Below are 17,959 nucleotides of genomic sequence, written 5' to 3' on the forward strand. Positions count from 1 at the left end.
ATTGAAGGGAGAACAAGTGTTTGACTACTCAGCCCTGAAGAAGTCACATCATTCGGCTGAGTGGTTTGGCGAAAGCGGAAATGGCGTCGGTCTCTATGTACGTGGAGGAGACGATTCCCCCGACGAAAACGCAGTCGCGCAGGCCAAAGCTGTCGTTGCCGCCTTGAACGAGATTCAGGCCAAGGCGGTCGCCGTAGCCGACTCCTTCATGAAAGACCGCGGTGATTGGTCGTTGAGCGAGATTGATGTCGGCCTTGAAGCGCAGAGGGCCTGCTGCGACTACATCGTCCGGCTGGCGTTTGACCCGCAAGGACGGCTCCGGCGCCTATGGATATACGCAGTTTTCCGTGCACTTTCGAGCTCACCGAGACCAGCCTTCCCCGAATCAGAACCATCCGTTCCGGCTTGCCATCGAGTTTCAGTAACATGCCTGCAGTCGGCCAAAACCGGACCTTCGCAAGCACTCAGGGTGCACCAACTGATGAACAACTTTCCTGCGTTTGGGTTTCTGCTGGCCTTCGCGGCCGTGGCACTGTCGCTCGGCGCACTGGTCCTCATTGGCTGCTTGGTCGTAGCGGCGATGTATCCTCGCGGCCATCCGTCCGCAGACCGATTGCGAACGTTCGCCGCGCGCCTGCCTCGCCTCGTCGCCCGTAGCATCATGCTTTTCGACGGGCTGGCTTTCATATTCATCTTGGCCATGTTCGCGGTTCTGACATTCGTCTTCTCCTGACCTCGCCAGCAAGGACAGAATGCGGCCAGAACCCGACTTTCGAGTGGCTGGCTTTCTAACCATTTTCAGCAGCATGAAACTTGTTTTTGTCCATGGCCCCGTCGCTTCTGGAAAGCTGACCATTGCGAAGGAGCTCGGGCGCATGACCGGCTACGCCGTCTTCCACAACCACTTGGTGGTTGATGCCGTGGCAGCGGTGTTCCCTTTCGGAACCGAGCAGTTTGTGAGGCTGCGCGAAAAAATGTGGCTCGACATGTTGCGCGAGGCGGCAATGGCTAAGCGCTCTCTCATCTTCACGTTTGCGCCAGAGCCGACGGTCGTCGAAGGCTTCGACAGGCGGGTGGTGGAGAGCGTGAGGGCCGCCGGTGGCAGTACCCATTTTGTTCAACTGACCGTTCCTGCAGCCGTACAAGAGGAACGTCTTACGGCACCGAGCCGGGCTGCTTTTGGAAAGCTTCAGTCGGTGGACCTTCTGCGTGAATTGCGCACGCAGTTTGAAGCGTCCGAGCGGTTGATGCCGAAAGCGGAAGTAGTCATTGATACCTCCGCTCTCGGCCCTGCGGAGGCCGCGCGCGCGATTGCCGAAACATTGGGTTTGCCACTCCTGCCAACTCCTCACTAGTCGCGGCTATTTGGGACAATGAGGCGTCGGCTCAGCGGGAGGTCACACCGAGCGTCCGCTCCCCGGCAGGCTGAAGGTCAGCAGTGGGCCCATACCGGCTGTACAGTTTTCTCCAAAGCTGACCGTCGATGCGGCTTAGAGGTATTCCCGTAAGAGTGGGTTGGCTTGGTACAACGGCGCAATGACTTTCGAATTGCCATCGACCACAACCATGTCGTGCGCGTGATGCAGCCCGTTGTGCACCCGCACGTGAGGCGGCAAACTCCACGTTCTCCCGGCGAGCGTCTTCAACTCGGCTTCGAGCGCGGAGGAAATCAGGATGGAAAGACCGTCATTGCTTTGCTCAGGAAGACTTGAGTGCAGATGAGGAAACTCCGGACTCACGAGCGAATAGCCGCATCCGAAGCGAGGCATGAGGAAGTGTTCCGAGCGAAGAGCCGGCGCTGCGTAATACGACCAAAATTCCTTCGGTACGACGATATACAGGGTGTTGGACCAATACGGTTCGGACTCAACTGTCGATAGATGCTCGACGTAGAAGCTCTTGCCCTGGAGGTACACCGCCTTGAAGGCGGCGTTCTGAGGTTGGGCAAAAACTCTTCCGATTGCTTTGCCTTTCCAGGTCTTCTCAACAATGTCCAAGAATGCATTGTTGAAATACACCGGAAACATGACGTGATCGATTTGAAGCTGCATTGCGTTTCTGGTCTCAGCGACAGGGTGGCTCTGTTCGGCAGCCTTAAGTAAATGGCTCGACAGGCCGGTACTCGCAAGAGCCATGTAGGTAGCAAGTCGTCGTCGCGTCAACGGTTGAACCTTCATCATCCCCGAGTGTTCTGAAGTTGTGGAGGGGCACCGTGAACGGCCGGTTCTGGCCGGCAACCGCCGGTGCTTCCTCGGCTCAGTCAGGGCCAGAAACATCCTCTCCAAACATCATGCGGTGACCGTCAATGGTCTCGATTCCAAACTCTCGCATGCCCCAGGGCTCTGTACGAAGAGCCTTGACCATCTGAACACCCCGCGCAGCCAGATCCTTGTGCAAGCCAGTGACATCGTCGACCTCAACGTAGGCCATATATGAATGCTCGCCCAGTTCCCGCGCGGCAGGTGTGTCCGGGCACTCTCCCGCCATGATGGTGCAGGCGTCGCGTCTGAACAGACGCCAGCCGGACACTTCCTTCCACTCGATCGAGAACCCCAGGACGTCGCGGTAGAAATCGGCGGACCGGGCCAGGTCGCGCACTGCGATCACGAACCGAGGTTGTTTGAGCATGACGAATATGACGGAGGATCGAATGACTACCCGCAGGATTCTGCTTCAGAGGTCGGCTGGTCGCCAAGGTCAATGCCCAGCGTCGGAACCGACGCGCGGCGCGCTGCAAGTGGCGCAGTAGTTCGCGGCGGGAGTGCGAAGCGGCTTCCCGCATTCAGAACACGGCGGCCCATAGAGGCTCAGGCGATGGTGGTAAAGAGCAAGAGGATTGGTCTCTTTGAAGCCGGTGATGCGCTCATAAGTTGCTAGCGCTTGCTCTCCGACGTCCGTCTGTGCCTGACGTAAGTCGACCCCTGTTTTCTCGCGATATTCCCGTATCTGCTCTATGAAACTCTTAGGGAAGACCAGTTCATATTCCTCCTCCGTGAGAATCGGGAGATCGATCTTGCATCGCCAGCAATACATAGTGGTAGCCACTCTTCCTCGCTCCTTTGTATGAGGCACATGCTTCTGGAAGACAAAACTGGACGTCCGCCAGAATGTCCGGTCCTGGCCGCATTCTGTCCTTGCTGGCGAGGTCAGGAAAAGACGAATGTCAGAACCGCGAACATGGCCAAGATGAATATGAAAGCCAGCCCGTCGAAAAGCATGACGCTACGGGCGACAAGGCGAGGCAGGCGCGCGGCGAACGTTCGCAATCGATCTGCGGACGGATGGCCGCGAGGATACATCGCCGCTACGACCAAGCAGCCAATGAGGACCAGTGCGCCGAGCGACAGTGCCACGGCCGCGAAGGCCAGCAGAAACCCAAACGCAGGAAAGTTGTTCATCAGTTGGTGCACCCTGAGTGCTTGCGAAGGTCCGATCTGGCCGAGTGCGGGCTCTGCCTTAACGGACTCGAAGTCGCCTCGAGATCGAGAGCAAGGACGCAGCTAGCGCACTAGACATCGAGCGCTCGCTGCCTGCGGATTTGACGTTTCTCCTCAGCACTAGGCGGCTTGTAGGCGTCGGAACGGCGTCGCCGGAGGGACTTTATCGCGGCAGATCTTGCGCGCATCGCACCAGGATCGGTCACCGTCTGGGCTTCTGCCCACTCCAATGAAGCTTCGATGGGCGCCCCTCTCAACGCGCACAGGCAAAGCGTCTGCTGATATGCCGTCCCGGAGGCGGAGAATGTTCTGATCACGAGCTCTTGCAGTTTTTTCTGTTGTTCTTGCGGCGGCACCAACCCGTCATCGAAGCTCGTCAATCCGCTCAACGCGCCCAGCGCTCGCCAGAACGGATCATCTGGATCGTCCGATAGAGCGGTGGTCGACATGCAGTAGTCCAACAACACCGTTACGCTAGATTCAGCGTGAACTTCACTTAAAACCGCAATGGCAAATGTTGCGAGCGCTCGATCGGCGAGCAAATGCTTCAGTGAAGCGATGCCGCCGCGGCCGTAGCCGACGCAGACTGCAGCCCACCGCGCGAGCGGCGTTACTCTTTTTCCGTCTGCCAGCACGCCGTCCTGGTGCCATCCATGCTGCTTGCAGAGCCGCTCAATCTCATCAGCACCGTCCGCGCCGTAAGCAACTGAGAACCGAATCAAGTCTTCCGGATGAACCGTGCCACCGTAGGACGGTGGGCCGGATCCCTTGGCGGCCTTGCGGGCAAGATCATTGAATTTCATGGGAATTCGGCGGGCGTGCTTGCAGCGATTATGTCGTTCGCCAGCTGCCATCTAGGCCAACGTGGCGAAAGTCTGCTTTTGGCCGATGGCCGTCAAATTGCATCTAGAGCCGCGGTTAAATCCCGCGTGCCGTCCTCGCCCCACCAAGGAGCCTCCACCCTGCCGCCGAGGCGCTGAAGCTCGCGCAGCAAATGGAGCAATGATTCGACCTGCGCGTTTGCCCATTCCGCTCCCATCCGGTAATCAATGATGAGCCGGTCGGCAAGAACAAAGATCCCGAGCAAAGGAATTGGGCACTTGAGCCCAACGATGTCTGCAAGGACGACGTGAAATGGCGCTGCGATGCCTGACGCCACCAAGCTTGCGTCACCTGGACCGGTAAACGGCTTCTCCAATTGCGTCTCCGAAATCCGGAGACAGCCGCCACCGTGCGTTACGTTCTTGGCGCCGCGCTCGTACAGATGTCCAAACGCCACTGGGATTGATGATGCGCTGTCAAAGATGACTTCGATCTGAGGAAGCGAGCCGTCATCCGTGTCGAAGTAGTTTGTTAGTACCACGTTTTGAACCAAAGAATTTTGGGAGACAAGCCGTCCGTCAGCCGAGGTGCCCAGGACAGCCGATGACCGCTACTGGCCGAATGTTGCGCTAATCGAAGGGGATGTAGGCACCGTCGTCAGCCTTGTCAAAACGGCTGCCCGGCGCAGCCCCCAGATGAGGGATCACCGCTGGGTCGTAGTTGGCAACCGTGTTCAGGTCGTAAACCCCGTGGTTGCCATCCCTCGCCATGTACGCCTCGTCTTCGTCGCCGGCGAAGAAGCGCCAGCCGCTGTCGCCACCCGCGACAGGCGTCTCCCGGTGCATGTATCCGATGGGGAGCCCGTCGACCATGATTCGGTCCGTCGCCACGCACCAGCCGACCGACTCCACAAGCGGCTTGAGGTCTTCACTTTTGATCCTGAAGTTCTTCGCTGTGCTCGCATTCATCTTCTTCGTGTCCTCATGCCGAAGGTCTGCTCATGGCCGACTGTAGCCGGTCGCGGCCCCGGGCTTTGAGCCTAGGGCGGACGGTGACGCTCTCCCGGAAGCGGACCTACAGGCGCCGCATCACACAACGTCGAAGACGCCCCACCAAGGCTCCATAGTCGGGTCGGGGGCGGGGTTGTGACGCCTGTACTCCCAAGCATCCGCTGAAAGCCGAACCTCAGTCGGCGCGATGTCGCGAAAGGTCACGAACGCATCGCATCCCTGCACCTGCTGTACGAACTCGCCCTGATCACTCGGCGACCACGTGACAAACGACTGACCCACCCCATACGTGGAATGGCGCGAGAGGTATTGAATGACGGTCAGATCCATCTTGTACTGCAACCGGAGCCACAGTCGGATCGCCGGCCATCGATACGCCTCTTCGTCTTCGGGAGGCAAGCGCAACAGGCGATTGATCGCTATCTCAAATCTGGCACCGCGATCCATCGTCCCCAGATGCGCATCGAATGCAAGGCCATCACCGCCGGGCTCAAGCACCGGGTACGCGACGGCCGTAGCGCGAAACTGCGTCGTCGCAGCCAGTGCGCCAGCCAGATTCAAGGTCTTGAGCAGCAGCCGCTGCGCCTTAAGGAATGCGCGGAAGTCCTTCTCGACTTGCGGTGAAGAAATCTGCCCTTGAGCGTTCATCTGGAGGTGGTTGCGTCGAATGTCTGGTCTTGGGAGATTGTTGACCGCCCGATGGTCAGTGCGCACACGCTCTGGATCGCTTCGTTGTGAGGCAGCGACGAAGGTCCGCTCCTGGCCGCATTCTGCCCTTGCTCACTCGCCTGCGGCCAGGCTTCGCAATCGCTCCAGAATCAAGTTGGCAGCCTCGCTCGCGCTGACGAGCGCCGAATCAATGACCAGGCGGGGTGTGGTCCAGGCCTCGTATTCATGGCGAAGGACCGCCTCCCAGGTTGGCAGAGTGTGCTCCGGGATGTCAGCTTTGCGGCTCTCCACACGCCTGCGGTGTTCGGTTGGGTCAGAGCACATGATTTCAACCTCGAGCAAGCCGGAGGATGTGCTGGTTGCCACAGCCCGCCACGCTTCGCGAGTGATCGAGAGCGGATTGACGCAATCGACAACTACTGTCATGCCAAGCGCGAGATTGGACCTCGCAAGCTCGTAGGCAACGATGTAGCCTGCTGGGCCAACCTCCTCGAGAACGCTCACCTTTATGAGCGCTTGCTCAATGGAGTCGATGCGTAGATAGACAGAGGGCGAACGGCCAACAAGCTCGCGCGCTATGGCGGTTTTTCCGGTGCCCGGTAGCCCGCCGAGAACAATCAGCATCGGGTTCTCCGTGATGCGGCCTATTGAACCTGAGTGGCAATGACGAAAGTCCGCCTTTGGCCGACTGTAGCCGGTCGCTGGCTCAGAGCTTCGGGCGAAATATCGTCCGATCTCGCTTTGCACTCGGGAGAGAAGTCGCTTGTCGAGCTGCTAGAGCGACAAAGCGGCGGAGCCTCAGCTCCGGCATGCCTCACCGGAATCTAGATGCAGTCGAAAGGGCTTCCACCCGCCCGGCGGGTCCCACTCGGCATTGCCAAAAATCTGACCATCTCGAACTCTCTGAACAATGACACCATCGACCCCAAGTTCGGACTTCCTCCACAGGAGCTGACCAGTTCCGTCGAAGCGCAACAATTCTGAGGCCGACGCAACCAATACCGAGGAACCAAGTTCCGATGACTCAAGATCACTCGAAGTGAGTAGGTGGCCAAAGTAGCCATCGAGCGAGTGCGACGCCAAGTCGCCTGTCCTGGGAGAGAACACGGCAACTTGCTCGCCATAGCCGATGTAAATCAGTTCGCCAACGCAGCGCACATCCTGAAAGCAGGAATACCCAACGCCTGCGAGTAAATCAACTCGCCATTTAGCCTCTGCCCCTAGGCTGATCCCGACAGCCGCAACGGCAGATGCCGTCGAGCCGGAAAGGCCGCCTAATACAAAGCGATCAACATCTTGCCAGTCGCTAACGTCCTCAGCAGTGATGAAGGTTGCCCGCATGATCATTGCTCCCCAGTCTACCGAGGTGCAATCGATGGGCTGTCAAGGCGGATTGCCCGGACGCTTACGGCGCGGCGAATGGCTGGTTGTGGCCGCGTGCCGCAGTTCACCGTTCAGAGTCGTTCGTCTGTTTCCCAACAACTGCTGAGCCAACGAGCTCAATGACGGTCGACAAACCGAGCATAAAGACGGCGACCCCGGATACGCCGGCAGCGAACAGGCCGAGCGCGACGACGACACAGGCTATCGAAAAGCAATGGATGATTTTCAAGGTCGGCCCTGATTGATGTGTAGCAAATGATTGTCTTGGAATGGAACGTCTGTGCCAACTTCCGCTTTTGGCCGAACTCTGTCAGTCTGGCGCTATCGAGGCTGGGCCTCGAAACGCAACAGTTTGACCCTTGTACCCACCGGCACGTCGGTGTTTGACAGCCCGGCAAATGCAATCACGCCCGGCGCGTGTATGGGGCTGACAAGGGCCACGGACGCGAAGTGCTGGGTAATTGAACCGTCCGGCAACGTCAGTTCGACGCGCAAGCGGGCCGCCTCGCAATGGGGTTTCAGCCTAGGCATTGGCAACGATGAGACAGCGTTCGCCAAGACGAAGTACGGCGAGTCCAACGTCGCCGACAAAGACGAACGGCCTCCGCGCAGCGGCATGGCTTCGGACGCACTGATTCGGAATTGGACGGACATGATGAATGGCTGGTTCTGGCCGACTGTAGCCGTTACAGCGACTGATGCAACGGGCAAAAAGCCGTCATAGGCCCCGCCCAAAGCAGACGCCGCTCAGCCATCAATTTCGAGTACAGCGAGTTCCCCGGTGAACTCAATGGCCTCCCCTATTTGCAAGGAGTGGCTCTTTTCCGTTTCCACACGAATCGCCGGTCCGCCTTTCTGAGATTAGGCAGTGAAAGCTGTAGGCGTCAGGGCTGTCAAGGACCGTGTTTGCGATCGTGCAGCGGGGCGACAAAGCCGTCGGTTGCACAAACGAGGGCCTCACTGGAGAAACTTGCGGACGTATCTCGTTGACAAACTGGATCTTGATCTGAGAGCAGAATCCGCTTCCTTCCACGAAACGCTCAACTTCTCGATTGTTCTCTTGGGACTCGATGGCTCCAATCCAATAAACGGCTCCACCGTCGACCACGACTTCGAGAGTGCGTTCGTATCCGTTGCGAACGATGCGGCTCAGTTTTCCGTTTAACTGCATGTGTTGATCGTAGGGCTGCTTTGGCCGACTGTAGCCGGTCGCGTTGCCGTCGCGAAACGGCCCGAAGCGGCTGTTCATACACCTCCGCATCGAGCCGTCGGAAATCCAAACCCTACAGCTCCAGGACGAACGCGAGACCGTCCCAGGGATACCAGACAAGGTAGCCTGTCGCGACAGCGGCCGCCGCAGCGGAGATTAAACGTCGAGTCGTTGCCCAGTCGATCAGGGACCACGCGAGGCCAGGAAATACAACACACAGCGACCATATCGCCGCCAATTTGATCCTGCGGAGGTCGACTGGCTCAAGGTGGCCGGCAAGGGGATGAGGAATGATCCAAAGGCAGAGCGGCACGAGCCATGGAGCGACGCACAGCAGGATGTGAACTGGGAACCCTCGCTGACTGGACATGTGATTTTCAGTTTCCGCTTCTGGCCGCAAGCCACTGATGCTAGTCGCCGCGAACGCCGACGACGCTACGCAGCCCAACTAGGTCAGGCGGGTCCGATTCGACAAAGAAGAGGTCCTCTGCCACGCCCGTGACGTTATCGGTAATGCCGATGACGAACTCGCGGCCCAAAGCAGAGTGCAGTTTTGCGAGATGCTCGGTGATGCGCGCAACGTCGCCGAACCAACCTTCGGGCTCGTCGCCTGGGTCGGGCAGGACCAAGTTGATGCCAAGCTCCCAGTCAGGCAAATCGTCAGGGTAGCCGCCGATCGCGGTTCTCTTCTGGTTCACCACGGTCGGCCTCGATGCGACCCAGCCTGGCGCTGCGGCAAGCGCCACGAGCGCTTCCTCGATGGGCGCGACGACGTCATCTAGGTCTGAGCCGTCTACGTACGCATACAGAGTGTGTCGTTGCATGGTTCTACTGGAGGCTGAGTGGGAAGATCCGGTTGTGGCCGCCTTCAGAAGTTTACTGAGGTGCGTGGATCGTTTCGTGCTTCGCGACCATTACGCTCTCCTCAAGACGCTCCATTTGCAAGTGGCTCGGGCCGAAGGCAACAGCAGTTATCTTCAATGTTTGCTGGCGCGTCTCCTCGATTGAAACCCGGACCTCGAGCTGAAGTTCTTCGCCTTCCACGTCAACAGTTTTTGAAGTTGGAACGGCGCGGACATGCATCTCAAGGACGTGCCATGGCAGCAGGCGGAACGCCTCTAGCTCAGTTGCAAGTACTGCGTAGGCGCTTGCACGCTTCATGACATTCCTTCAAAAAGTCAGCGACGCTGGAACTGGCAGTACGATGACGGCCGGATTTGGCGCAAGCGGGGGTCCTATTTGGGCAGCCGTCCGGTGTCCATGAGATATCCCACGAAATCATCGTGAAGGCCTTCGCCTACTCTGCTGCCGTGTTCATCAACCACGTAGAGGCGCCCCTTCTCGGCAAGAGCCGTGCCGCCATCCAATGCAACCAGGAATGAATGCCCGAGACCACGAAAGCACTCCGAAAGGACCTTCGCCAGAGTTTCTCTTGGCACCCCAGCGGCGACAAGAGCGTGTTGAATCTCGCGATACGGCTTCTCGTCTTCTACCCAAACAAGGTCGGATTGAGGGTCGGTGAGGGCTTCCGACGCAGCTGTCGACCACGCCTCCAGTGCCCTTGCCATGTCCTCAAAAAGGTCGTTCTTTGTAGCCATAGGATCCATGCGAATTGATGCCGGTGTCGAACGCTCGGTCTCGGCCGATTCTTGCCGCACCGGTGCACCTCGATCATCGATCAAATACGCGTCGCCAATGTGGCGAGCATCTTGGCGAGGCCGGTATCCGCTGAACTGTAGGGATGATCGAAGTGTTCAATTTCCAGCCACTGTGCTTCCTGGCCGGGATGGACGTACTTTTCAAAATCGTCGACCAGCAACACTTGGTGCGGACTTACGCCGGGACAAACTGGAGGTCTTTCGTCGCACCGTGCCACGTGATGTACTCCATCTCCGCAAACCAGGAGGGCGCGATTCTCTCTTCCACCAATAAGCGCGCGATGTTTCTGAATCGCTCTTCCTTGACAGTGGTGAACATGACGATGCGGGGAAAGAGTTCAGCGCAACGATCCAGGAACTCAGCCAAGCCCGGCCGCGGTATCTGGCTCATCGCGTTTGAGATCAAGGTGCCTTCGAGGTCGAGAGCAAGGACGTAGCTGTTCATGAATGGACGTTTGATTGGCCGCGAAGGTCCGGTCTTGGCTGCATTTTGCCTTCGACTGGCGCCCCTCGATCAGGACGCCAACAACCCGTCAGGCTTCCGTCTGCTCGGCCATTTCCAGTGCGTCCTCGACCTCGATGCCGAGGTAACGCACAGTACTCTCGAGCTTGGTGTGGCCGAGCAGGAGCTGCACCGCGCGGAGATTCTTCGTTCGGCGATAGACCAACGACGCCTTGGTCCGGCGCATTGAGTGCGTGCCGTACTCGGCCGAGTCCAGTCCGATCTCCTCCACCCAGCCATCAACAATTCGGGCGTACTGCCTGGTCCCGAGATGCGGCGACGAATGCACCCGGCTCGGGAACAGGAAGTCCTCGGAGCGAAGGTGGGCCAGATTGATCCAGCTGGACACGGCCTCCCGCGTCGGATCGGTGAGCTCAAATTGGACCGGTCGCCCGGTCTTTTGCTGAACCACGTTCGCCCGTGCGGCCGTCCGATCGCCGTTGGCAACATCGCGGACCCGCAGCTTCACCAGGTCGCATGCCCTGAGCTTGCTGTCGATTCCGAGATTGAAAAGTGCAAGGTCTCGCGTACGACGGGACAACTGGAGTCGAGTGCGGATCGCCCAAATTTCCTTGAGCTTGAAAGGCCGCTTCTGTCCCACGAGTTTGTCTTTGTTCCACGGGGGCCGTGGTGCTGAGACGGTGAGAGCGTCCATGTCGATCTCCTATGCAGTTTAGGGATCGAAACTTTGCGCCAGCGGAGGCGCATGGGAGGCGAAGCGGAATTCGAAGGCTCGCGAAAGCAGTCATTGGAGAGAAGCGTCTCGAACGTGCCCCCGCTTCTCCTGCATGGCTCCTTAGGGTCTAATTCCGCCATGATTCAAGATGACGGCCTCGATGATTTCTCTGCGGCTCTAGCGGCTGCGGGAGTGCGGAGCGAACTATTTCATGACTGCATCCACATTCCTTTGTTGGAGGATCAAGGTTTGGTCGAGGTGAAATCTTGGAGCGGCAGAGAGCGCTCCGTGCAGCTCTTCAAAGGAAGAGATTCCCGAGACCTAACGGTGGCGCCAGGGGAATTCGAGTGCGAACCGACTGAGGCGGTAGAGCGCCTACTTCAAAGGCTTACGGAATGCGGGGTGCACGCGCAGCCGATAGGCGAAGAATAGAAGTCCTGCCATGTGTCCGGTCCTGGCCGGCAGCTGGCCTCACACTCGCGCAGCGTCGGAGCGGACGCGCGGCGCGCTGCAAGCGGCGCAGTAGTTCGCGTCGGGAGTGCGAAGCGGCTTCCCGCATTCAGAGCAAGGTGGCCCATAGAGGCTCAGTCGATGATGGTAAAGAGCAAGAGGATTGGTCTCCTTGAAGCCCGTGATGCGCTCATAAATTGCTAGCGCTTTCTCTCCAACGTCGGCCTGTGCCTGAGGTAAGCCAACGCCGGTTTTCTCGCGATATTCCCGTATCTGCTCTATGAAGCTCTTAGGGAAGACCAGTTCATATTCCTCTTCCGTGAGAATCGGGAGATCGATCTTGCATCGCCAGCAATACATGGTGGTGGCCACTGTTCCTCGATCCTTTCTATGAGGGGACAGAACTGCACGTCCGCCCGAACGTCCGGCTCTGCCCGCATTCTGCCTTTCCAGCCGATGCCGAAACGGGGTGCCGAGTTCGAGCACGCTACTTGGAGCTTCCGCCGCCTATAAGGTCCCACGCCAAGCCGACGACCCAGCCGATGCCCACCAACCATGCGCCGGCCTGAACTGTGTCAATGTCGGTGGGCGCGACCCAATGGACGATCATCGCGAGTAGCAACCCGGCAACGGCGCCAAGACAAGACAATGGTGAAACGAGAGCATCAAGCATTTCGGAGGTCTTGGCGAACGTCTGGTTGTGGCCGATTGTGTTGAAAAACTCCGCTGAATTCTAGGAACTGGCTCGCAGTTTGCATGCCCTTCATCATCGATGGAGGTACGCATCATGATGGGTCGGAGCATTGTTCAAGACCAGTTGTTCTACGCATTCAACCTCGAAGACCACGTCCCACACGATCACCTGCGCGGGGCGTTGACCGTTTCCTCGATCTCAGCGAATTGCGCCAACATCTGGCTGCGTTCTACAGCCGCACTGGCCGGCCCTCGATCGATCCCGAACTCATGATCCGCATGCTGGTCATCGGCTACTGCCTGGGCATCCGCTCTGAGCGCCGGCTGTGCGAGGAAGTCCATCTCAATCTGGCCTATCGTTGGTTCTGTCGCCTCGGCCTGGAGGACAGAGTGCCCGATCACTCGACCTTCTCCAAGAACCGCCACGACCGCTTCCGCCAGAGCGACGCGTTGCGCTTCGTCTTCGAGACAGTGCTGCGCCGTTGCATGACCGAAGGCCTGGTTCAAGGCGAAGGATTCGCCGTCGATGCCAGCATCATCAAGGCCGACGCCAACCGCGCGCGCAACGTTCCAGCTTCCGACGTCGCCCAATGGCGCCAGGGCACCCAGTGCAAACGCGCGGTGCGCGAGTACTTGGACGCTCTCGACCGCAGCACCAGGTGGTCCGGCGTTCTACGCCTACTCAACCAACTCCCTTATCGATCTGTCGGCGGGAATCATCATGGACGTGGAGGCCACGCCGGCGCACCGCACGCCGGAGGTCGACTCCACCCGGACGATGATTGAGCGTGTCGAGAAGCGCTTCGACATCAGGCCACGGGGACTCGTCGGTGACACCGCCTATGGCACCGCCCCACTGCTGGGCTGGATGGTCGAAGACAAACAGATCGAACCTCACGTGCCTGTGTGGGACAGGACGGTTCGCAAGGACGGGAGTCTGTCGATCGGCGAGTTCCAGTGGCAACCCGAGCGCAATGAATATGTTTGCCCTGAAGGCCGTGCGTTGCGCAACGACCGGCGGCAGTTCACGACGCCGCGCACCCGCATCACCAAGGCCGACACCGTGATCTATCGGGCGAGCCAGGCAGACTGCGTCGACTGTGAAATGAAGGATCGCTGCTGCCCGAGCACGCCGTTCCGGAAGATCGCCCGCAGCATCCATGAGGGTGCCCGTGAGGTGGCGCGATCCATCGCGAAGACACCGCAGTACAGCCAATCGCGCAGGGAGCGCAAAAAGGTGGAGATGCTGTTCGCCCATCTCAAGCGCATCATGAAGCTGGATCGCCTCCGGCTTCGCGGGCTCAGTGGTGCGCGGGACGAGTTCTTGATGGCTGCCACAGCCCAGAACCTCAGGCGAACGGCGAAGTGGTTGATGCCATCTGAAGCAGTTGCGGCAATGAAGACTGCGTGAGGTGAGCTTGCAGGCTTGCCACGTGCTCTCGCATCGTCAACTCGATCAAGAATTCTGTGTGATCGCCAGCGCAGGCAAGATTCAAGGCGAGTTTTTCAACACAATCGGCCGACTGTAGCCGGTCGCGACCTTGGAGCTTCGGGCCCAGAGCGGCCGTACATGGAGCTCCAGAGCGGTCATTGAAGATCGATCTCGGGCGCTCGCTGCCATAGAGTCTTTCGTCTCAGCCTGACGATCAAACTAATAAGCGGCAACGCGTTTGATGACGGCGTTAGGAAAGTTCCAGGTTGGAATGAGTAGCTGATCCCAATCTATGTCGTCATAGGAATACTTCGCGTCGAACGCGCCATCTCGCGATATTTGAAATTTGCAGCCCGAAAAACGCTGGCGATTGCCGCCTAAAAGATTCTGTCGAAGTTCCCTAAACACTTCATCAAGGCCATCCGGCATAGCTATGCTGACCTCCTCGAGGCCGGCCGGCGCGCGGGTCACGTAGCTACCCACAAAGGAGCTACGCGTCTCATCCACACGGTACTCGATGCAAAGTGCATCCCAGTCGGGCTCCAAAAGATGCGAAATCGAATCGAAGATCGCTCGGAATATGTCAGTTGGGTCTGTCATTGGTGCTACGGTAAATTGCGTTTCTTAGCCAGTCTCGGAGTGTCCGGTTCTGGCCGGATTGTGACCTTTCTCAAGCAGCCTTAGCTACTCCGAGCGAGCCGCTCCCAGATGAATCCAATCCAATAGTTAGTCTCATCAGCCTGCGTGAGGACCGAACTGAGATCGGGAGCCGTTTCGATGAGATGCAGAAGGGACCAAGCCAATCCGAAGCAGTCATCGGGGCCAAACAGCTTTGCGAGCTCCGTTGCCTCGTCTTGAGCAAGGGGACGGGTGATAGCCTCCAACGCAGCTTCAAACCTTTGCAACTGCCCAACTGATGCTCTATCGCTCGCTGGCAGCGGCCTGAGTGCCAGAAGTTCTTTGATCGCGGTTCGCATATTGATGTTGTTCTGAACGACGGCTGTTGGCCGAATTCTGCCCCTCGCGCGAGGGGCCAGCCTCTCGTTGCCAACAGCAGGTGAAGGTCAGGTAAAGCGCTCATAAAACTCGGCGACGTCACTAGTGGCGGTCAGCGCCTGTAGCGGAAAGGCTTCCCAAGGTGCTTCTGTTCTCATCGTGGTCAAGCGGGCTAGGAGCGCGTCACGCATGTCCGGCTTTACCTCCTGACGCCAGTTCAAAACTTGGCCCCAGGTTGAACTGCCGTTCAGATGCAGCGGCACGTCGATTGGTTGAACCGACATCGCATAGGAGCTCGGGAACAGCCTCCTGTAAGCATCGAGGTTGTAGAGCCAGGAGGTGCCGCGAACCGACACAACGCCGCGCTCTGTGCGGAGAACATGGGAGAACAGTTCGCACAGCTCCTGCACTCTGGCACCGATGTTCGCGGAGGCCAGAGGACTTGTGGTTGTCTTCTCTGGAGGGACGAAGTGAATGCAGAGCACGCCGCGGGCGTCGGGCGGATCGAAGGAGAAGCAGCCGAACGACAGCCCCGTGGCGAGGCGTGGACGATCCTCGTACCACTCCATGCATAAGGAAAGCGCATCGCGCCTTCCATTGGTCGAGTGGTCGATCCGAGTGACGAAGTCGTTCCAGCGGTTCGCGCCTGCAGGTCCCCAAAGATTCAGACGCCGCCGCAGGTTTGTGCAGTGTGCGATCGACGCGCCCAAAGGCAAATCCGCAACCGCCGCATAGCGCTCGGCAAAAATCAGCTGCAGGGAAAAATATTCTTCAAGCACTACTATGCCGTCGCGTGGAACGTCTGCTTCTGCCGGATTCTGCAGGACGGGCGAACGACAGGTTCTGACCGACAGATGTCAGTCAGCAATCGACGAGCCCAGCACCAACTCAATCAAAGTCTTAACCTCCGAAGGAGTCGTGATGAACCACTCAGCTCCCGGCGCATCCCTCTTGCGCTTGCCCCGCAGGTTTAGAACAGCGTGGAGAGCGCGTTCGAGGCTTACAACATCGGAGTGCTCATATGTTCCCAGCAGTTCAGGGGGTTCTGGCATCGCCGTCACCTGGTGGGAGATTCGAATGAGGGGGTTATTGCCACGACCGATTTTGATGGGATAGGGACCGTCATCTCGCTTGTATGCGGGGAACGTGTACCAGTAGACCGCAGGAGCGGCCCTGGCTTCAACGTCCTCCGCCTCGTCGTCGAACTCCTCGGCGCTGTCAGCTTCCGTGGCGGCCAAGCCGACGAGGACAACGCCTTCCGTCTTAGTCGCTGTAAACACTCCCGGGCTGCTCTTGACCAAGTTTCCTAGCTGAATCCGCAACTCTTGACGCGCCTTCTTCTCGTTGCCTGAATAGTGCCCTATGAAGTAGGCCTTGTACTGTGGGTATGCAGACCACAGCACGTCCGTAAGGTCGCGATAGCTCAATGCTTCACCGCGTTGCGTCAACACGGCCAGCACCTTCTGCCGGAGGGTTGTCTGTTCTTCTTCCGCCATTTCTATCGCCTCTCTATTGGTAACGCTGAGCATTGTGCGACAACACCAGGCGGCTCCTCTGACGAGGTATGGCGAACCAAGAATGCGGGCCGGGGATAGAGGTGTCAGAGAACAAAGGTCCGCTTGTCGCCGCACCCTGTCATTCAGACGCAGCCGGAGGCGGCCCCAATCAGCCGCTCGCAACCGATCTATATGCGGCGTCCGGAGTCGCTTTAGGTCTGCACATAGCTGTACATCAAGGCATCGTGGGCGATACCCTCAACCCATCGGTACTTTCTCAAGTGACCTTCAAACTCAAACCCTGAACGCTCGAGTACACGCAGGGAAGGTTGGTTACCGCTCAGCACTGTTGCTTGAATTCGAGTGAGCCCCTGCGTCATCGCCCATCCGACGACTGAACGGCACGCAGCCGTGGCAAGTCCCCGGCCCCATTCGTCTGGGTGGAGGTCGTACGCCACCTCGGCGCTTCGATGGGTCATGGAGATCGAGTGAAAACCAACTGATCCAACTATCGTGTCGTCGGCTGTGCGCGCAATCGCGAATCTGACTTGGGGCCCTCTTCTATGCAGGTTTGTTGAATTAACGAACTCGCAAAGTTCCTCTGTGCCCTGAGGGCGCCAGCTGATCCCCGGCGCACCGCGTCTGTTCGCAAGTAGCTTAGCCAGCGAGGGAGATCTGTATCCCGGATGGGGCGTAGATGGGCGATCCCATCTTCAAGTGGAAAATTTAAATCCGGTGCCATGCGATTCGGGGGCATTCCTAGCATCAATGCTCAAGGTCGAATTCTGGCCGCGGACTGTCATCGTGAAGTGAGAGCAATTTCCAATGCCGCTCGCCATTCCTGCGTGATACCAGTGTCTGCCGGGAGGCCATCTGCTAGCAATGACATCGAGCCCACGAGGGCGCCAAGTTCCTCGACTCCAGAGCGATATTGCGCATCAAGAAACGCAAGCATCGCTACGTACGCTTGATGCTCTGAGATTTGCAGCACTGGTTCCCCCTTTCGACGTAGGTCTGCTTCTGGCCGACTGTAGCCTGTCGCAGCCTTGGAGCTTTGGGCCCGAAGTCATCCTACGACTGCTCTGAAGCGGACGCGCGCCACCTATGCCGGAAAGCGCGGCAGTTTCGCGCGCTCAACCGCATCGCGGAAAGCGGAATCCCAAGCGCTCCATTGATGCTCGAAGACTTCACCAAAGATCTGTATGCCAGAAGGCTCGAAAGAGGCCTCGAGGCCTGCGCCCTCGTTCGGGTCACCGAAGTAGTTCATTGAGCCTACTTGCCTCCCCGGCAATTCGAGAAGTATTCGGTCAAGTATCGCCAGCTCGGCGGAGGTCAATCGACCAGTGTAGATCGTATATGTGCCACCAATCTTCAGGAGCGGTCGCGCCGCTACATCGTGTTCGTTCGACTCCTGAAACCAGCCATCTAGACCTTCGATGTGGCTGTCCCACGGCTCCTCCTCAACTCGACTAGCGGCGTCTTGAGCGGCAGCTTTGGGGAGCTTTTTCTTGAAAATTCCCATCAT

26 protein-coding genes and 1 pseudogene are annotated in these 17,959 nt (G+C 58.5%); 4 read left to right on the forward strand and 23 right to left on the reverse strand.

Features of this window, described 5'->3' with window-relative positions; genetic code table 11:
- Positions 1-16 precede the first annotated feature (16 nt).
- Both M0765_RS18940 and M0765_RS18945 read left to right on the forward strand, forming a co-directional pair.
- Complete coding sequence (locus M0765_RS18940; RefSeq protein WP_258505362.1) at positions 17-733, forward strand: hypothetical protein; 717 nt, start codon at positions 17-19, stop codon at positions 731-733.
- A gap of 142 nt (positions 734-875) precedes the next feature.
- Positions 876-1,355: a shikimate kinase gene (locus tag M0765_RS18945; protein ID WP_258505363.1), complete on the forward strand. Its 480-nt coding sequence runs from the start codon at positions 876-878 to the stop codon at positions 1,353-1,355.
- Between the two features lie 135 nt (positions 1,356-1,490).
- Here the strand turns inward: M0765_RS18945 and M0765_RS18950 are convergent, their stop codons facing one another.
- The 11 genes from M0765_RS18950 to M0765_RS19000 all read right to left on the reverse strand — a co-directional run bounded on the left by M0765_RS18950 (position 1,491) and on the right by M0765_RS19000 (position 7,550).
- On the reverse strand, positions 1,491-2,180 hold the full coding sequence (locus M0765_RS18950; protein WP_258505364.1) for a hypothetical protein: 690 nt from the start codon (positions 2,178-2,180) through the stop codon (positions 1,491-1,493).
- 76 nt (positions 2,181-2,256) lie between these two features.
- Complete coding sequence (locus M0765_RS18955) at positions 2,257-2,628, reverse strand: VOC family protein (protein WP_258505365.1); 372 nt, start codon at positions 2,626-2,628, stop codon at positions 2,257-2,259.
- A 69-nt stretch (positions 2,629-2,697) separates the two neighbouring features.
- A complete protein-coding gene (locus tag M0765_RS18960; protein ID WP_258505367.1) occupies positions 2,698-3,045 on the reverse strand; it encodes a hypothetical protein in 348 nt (115 codons plus the stop codon).
- 101 nt (positions 3,046-3,146) lie between these two features.
- Positions 3,147-3,398 carry a hypothetical protein gene (locus M0765_RS18965; protein ID WP_258505368.1) on the reverse strand — a complete coding sequence of 84 codons (252 nt, stop codon included), beginning with the start codon at positions 3,396-3,398 and terminating at the stop codon, positions 3,147-3,149.
- Between the two features lie 110 nt (positions 3,399-3,508).
- Entirely contained in the window at positions 3,509-4,240 is a 732-nt protein-coding gene (locus M0765_RS18970) for a hypothetical protein (RefSeq protein WP_258505369.1), read from the reverse strand.
- A gap of 92 nt (positions 4,241-4,332) precedes the next feature.
- Positions 4,333-4,812, reverse strand: a complete 480-nt coding sequence (locus tag M0765_RS18975; protein ID WP_258505370.1) for a hypothetical protein — start codon at positions 4,810-4,812, stop codon at positions 4,333-4,335.
- A 76-nt stretch (positions 4,813-4,888) separates the two neighbouring features.
- Positions 4,889-5,227: a DUF2185 domain-containing protein gene (locus tag M0765_RS18980; protein WP_258505371.1), complete on the reverse strand. Its 339-nt coding sequence runs from the start codon at positions 5,225-5,227 to the stop codon at positions 4,889-4,891.
- A gap of 120 nt (positions 5,228-5,347) precedes the next feature.
- Complete coding sequence (locus M0765_RS18985; RefSeq protein ID WP_258505372.1) at positions 5,348-5,917, reverse strand: hypothetical protein; 570 nt, start codon at positions 5,915-5,917, stop codon at positions 5,348-5,350.
- Between the two features lie 132 nt (positions 5,918-6,049).
- Entirely contained in the window at positions 6,050-6,562 is a 513-nt protein-coding gene (locus tag M0765_RS18990; RefSeq protein WP_258505373.1) for an AAA family ATPase, read from the reverse strand.
- A 174-nt stretch (positions 6,563-6,736) separates the two neighbouring features.
- Positions 6,737-7,279: a hypothetical protein gene (locus tag M0765_RS18995; protein ID WP_258505374.1), complete on the reverse strand. Its 543-nt coding sequence runs from the start codon at positions 7,277-7,279 to the stop codon at positions 6,737-6,739.
- Positions 7,280-7,385: 106 nt separating this feature from the next.
- Positions 7,386-7,550 (reverse strand): hypothetical protein, encoded by a 165-nt coding sequence (locus M0765_RS19000; RefSeq protein WP_258505375.1) that lies wholly within the window; start codon positions 7,548-7,550, stop codon positions 7,386-7,388.
- Between the two features lie 123 nt (positions 7,551-7,673).
- On the opposite strand from M0765_RS19000, the gene M0765_RS19005 reads away from it, so the two are divergent.
- Positions 7,674-8,045, forward strand: coding sequence for a hypothetical protein (locus M0765_RS19005; RefSeq protein WP_258505377.1), 372 nt, complete (start codon positions 7,674-7,676; stop codon positions 8,043-8,045).
- An 896-nt stretch (positions 8,046-8,941) separates the two neighbouring features.
- Here the strand turns inward: M0765_RS19005 and M0765_RS19010 are convergent.
- The 7 genes from M0765_RS19010 to M0765_RS19040 all read right to left on the reverse strand — a co-directional run bounded on the left by M0765_RS19010 (position 8,942) and on the right by M0765_RS19040 (position 12,189).
- Entirely contained in the window at positions 8,942-9,355 is a 414-nt protein-coding gene (locus tag M0765_RS19010; protein WP_258505378.1) for a hypothetical protein, read from the reverse strand.
- 52 nt (positions 9,356-9,407) lie between these two features.
- Complete coding sequence (locus M0765_RS19015) at positions 9,408-9,692, reverse strand: hypothetical protein (protein WP_258505379.1); 285 nt, start codon at positions 9,690-9,692, stop codon at positions 9,408-9,410.
- 74 nt (positions 9,693-9,766) lie between these two features.
- Positions 9,767-10,213 carry a hypothetical protein gene (locus M0765_RS19020; protein ID WP_258505380.1) on the reverse strand — a complete coding sequence of 149 codons (447 nt, stop codon included), beginning with the start codon at positions 10,211-10,213 and terminating at the stop codon, positions 9,767-9,769.
- Entirely contained in the window at positions 10,210-10,353 is a 144-nt protein-coding gene (locus M0765_RS19025; RefSeq protein ID WP_258505381.1) for a hypothetical protein, read from the reverse strand. Before M0765_RS19025 ends, M0765_RS19020 begins: the two co-directional genes overlap by 4 nt.
- Before the next feature lie 11 nt (positions 10,354-10,364).
- Positions 10,365-10,634, reverse strand: a complete 270-nt coding sequence (locus M0765_RS19030) for an NIF family HAD-type phosphatase (protein ID WP_258505382.1) — start codon at positions 10,632-10,634, stop codon at positions 10,365-10,367.
- An 88-nt stretch (positions 10,635-10,722) separates the two neighbouring features.
- On the reverse strand, positions 10,723-11,346 hold the full coding sequence (locus tag M0765_RS19035; protein WP_258505383.1) for a site-specific integrase: 624 nt from the start codon (positions 11,344-11,346) through the stop codon (positions 10,723-10,725).
- 492 nt (positions 11,347-11,838) lie between these two features.
- Positions 11,839-12,189, reverse strand: coding sequence for a hypothetical protein (locus M0765_RS19040; RefSeq protein ID WP_258505384.1), 351 nt, complete (start codon positions 12,187-12,189; stop codon positions 11,839-11,841).
- A gap of 415 nt (positions 12,190-12,604) precedes the next feature.
- On the opposite strand from M0765_RS19040, the pseudogene M0765_RS19045 reads away from it, so the two are divergent.
- Positions 12,605-13,921, forward strand: a pseudogene (locus M0765_RS19045) (transposase).
- A gap of 240 nt (positions 13,922-14,161) precedes the next feature.
- On the opposite strand, the gene M0765_RS19050 reads toward M0765_RS19045, so the two are convergent.
- From M0765_RS19050 to M0765_RS19065, 5 genes are all read right to left on the reverse strand, one after another.
- Positions 14,162-14,542, reverse strand: a complete 381-nt coding sequence (locus M0765_RS19050) for a hypothetical protein (protein ID WP_258505385.1) — start codon at positions 14,540-14,542, stop codon at positions 14,162-14,164.
- Between the two features lie 464 nt (positions 14,543-15,006).
- Positions 15,007-15,717: a hypothetical protein gene (locus M0765_RS19055; protein WP_258505386.1), complete on the reverse strand. Its 711-nt coding sequence runs from the start codon at positions 15,715-15,717 to the stop codon at positions 15,007-15,009.
- Between the two features lie 78 nt (positions 15,718-15,795).
- A complete protein-coding gene (locus tag M0765_RS19060; protein ID WP_258505387.1) occupies positions 15,796-16,434 on the reverse strand; it encodes a GIY-YIG nuclease family protein in 639 nt (212 codons plus the stop codon).
- Between the two features lie 212 nt (positions 16,435-16,646).
- Positions 16,647-17,099 (reverse strand): GNAT family N-acetyltransferase, encoded by a 453-nt coding sequence (locus M0765_RS29490; RefSeq protein WP_446751601.1) that lies wholly within the window; start codon positions 17,097-17,099, stop codon positions 16,647-16,649.
- A 437-nt stretch (positions 17,100-17,536) separates the two neighbouring features.
- Positions 17,537-17,959, reverse strand: a complete 423-nt coding sequence (locus M0765_RS19065) for a hypothetical protein (protein WP_258505388.1) — start codon at positions 17,957-17,959, stop codon at positions 17,537-17,539.

The organism is Variovorax sp. S12S4 (assembly GCF_023195515.1).
Lineage (GTDB): Bacteria > Pseudomonadota > Gammaproteobacteria > Burkholderiales > Burkholderiaceae_C > Variovorax.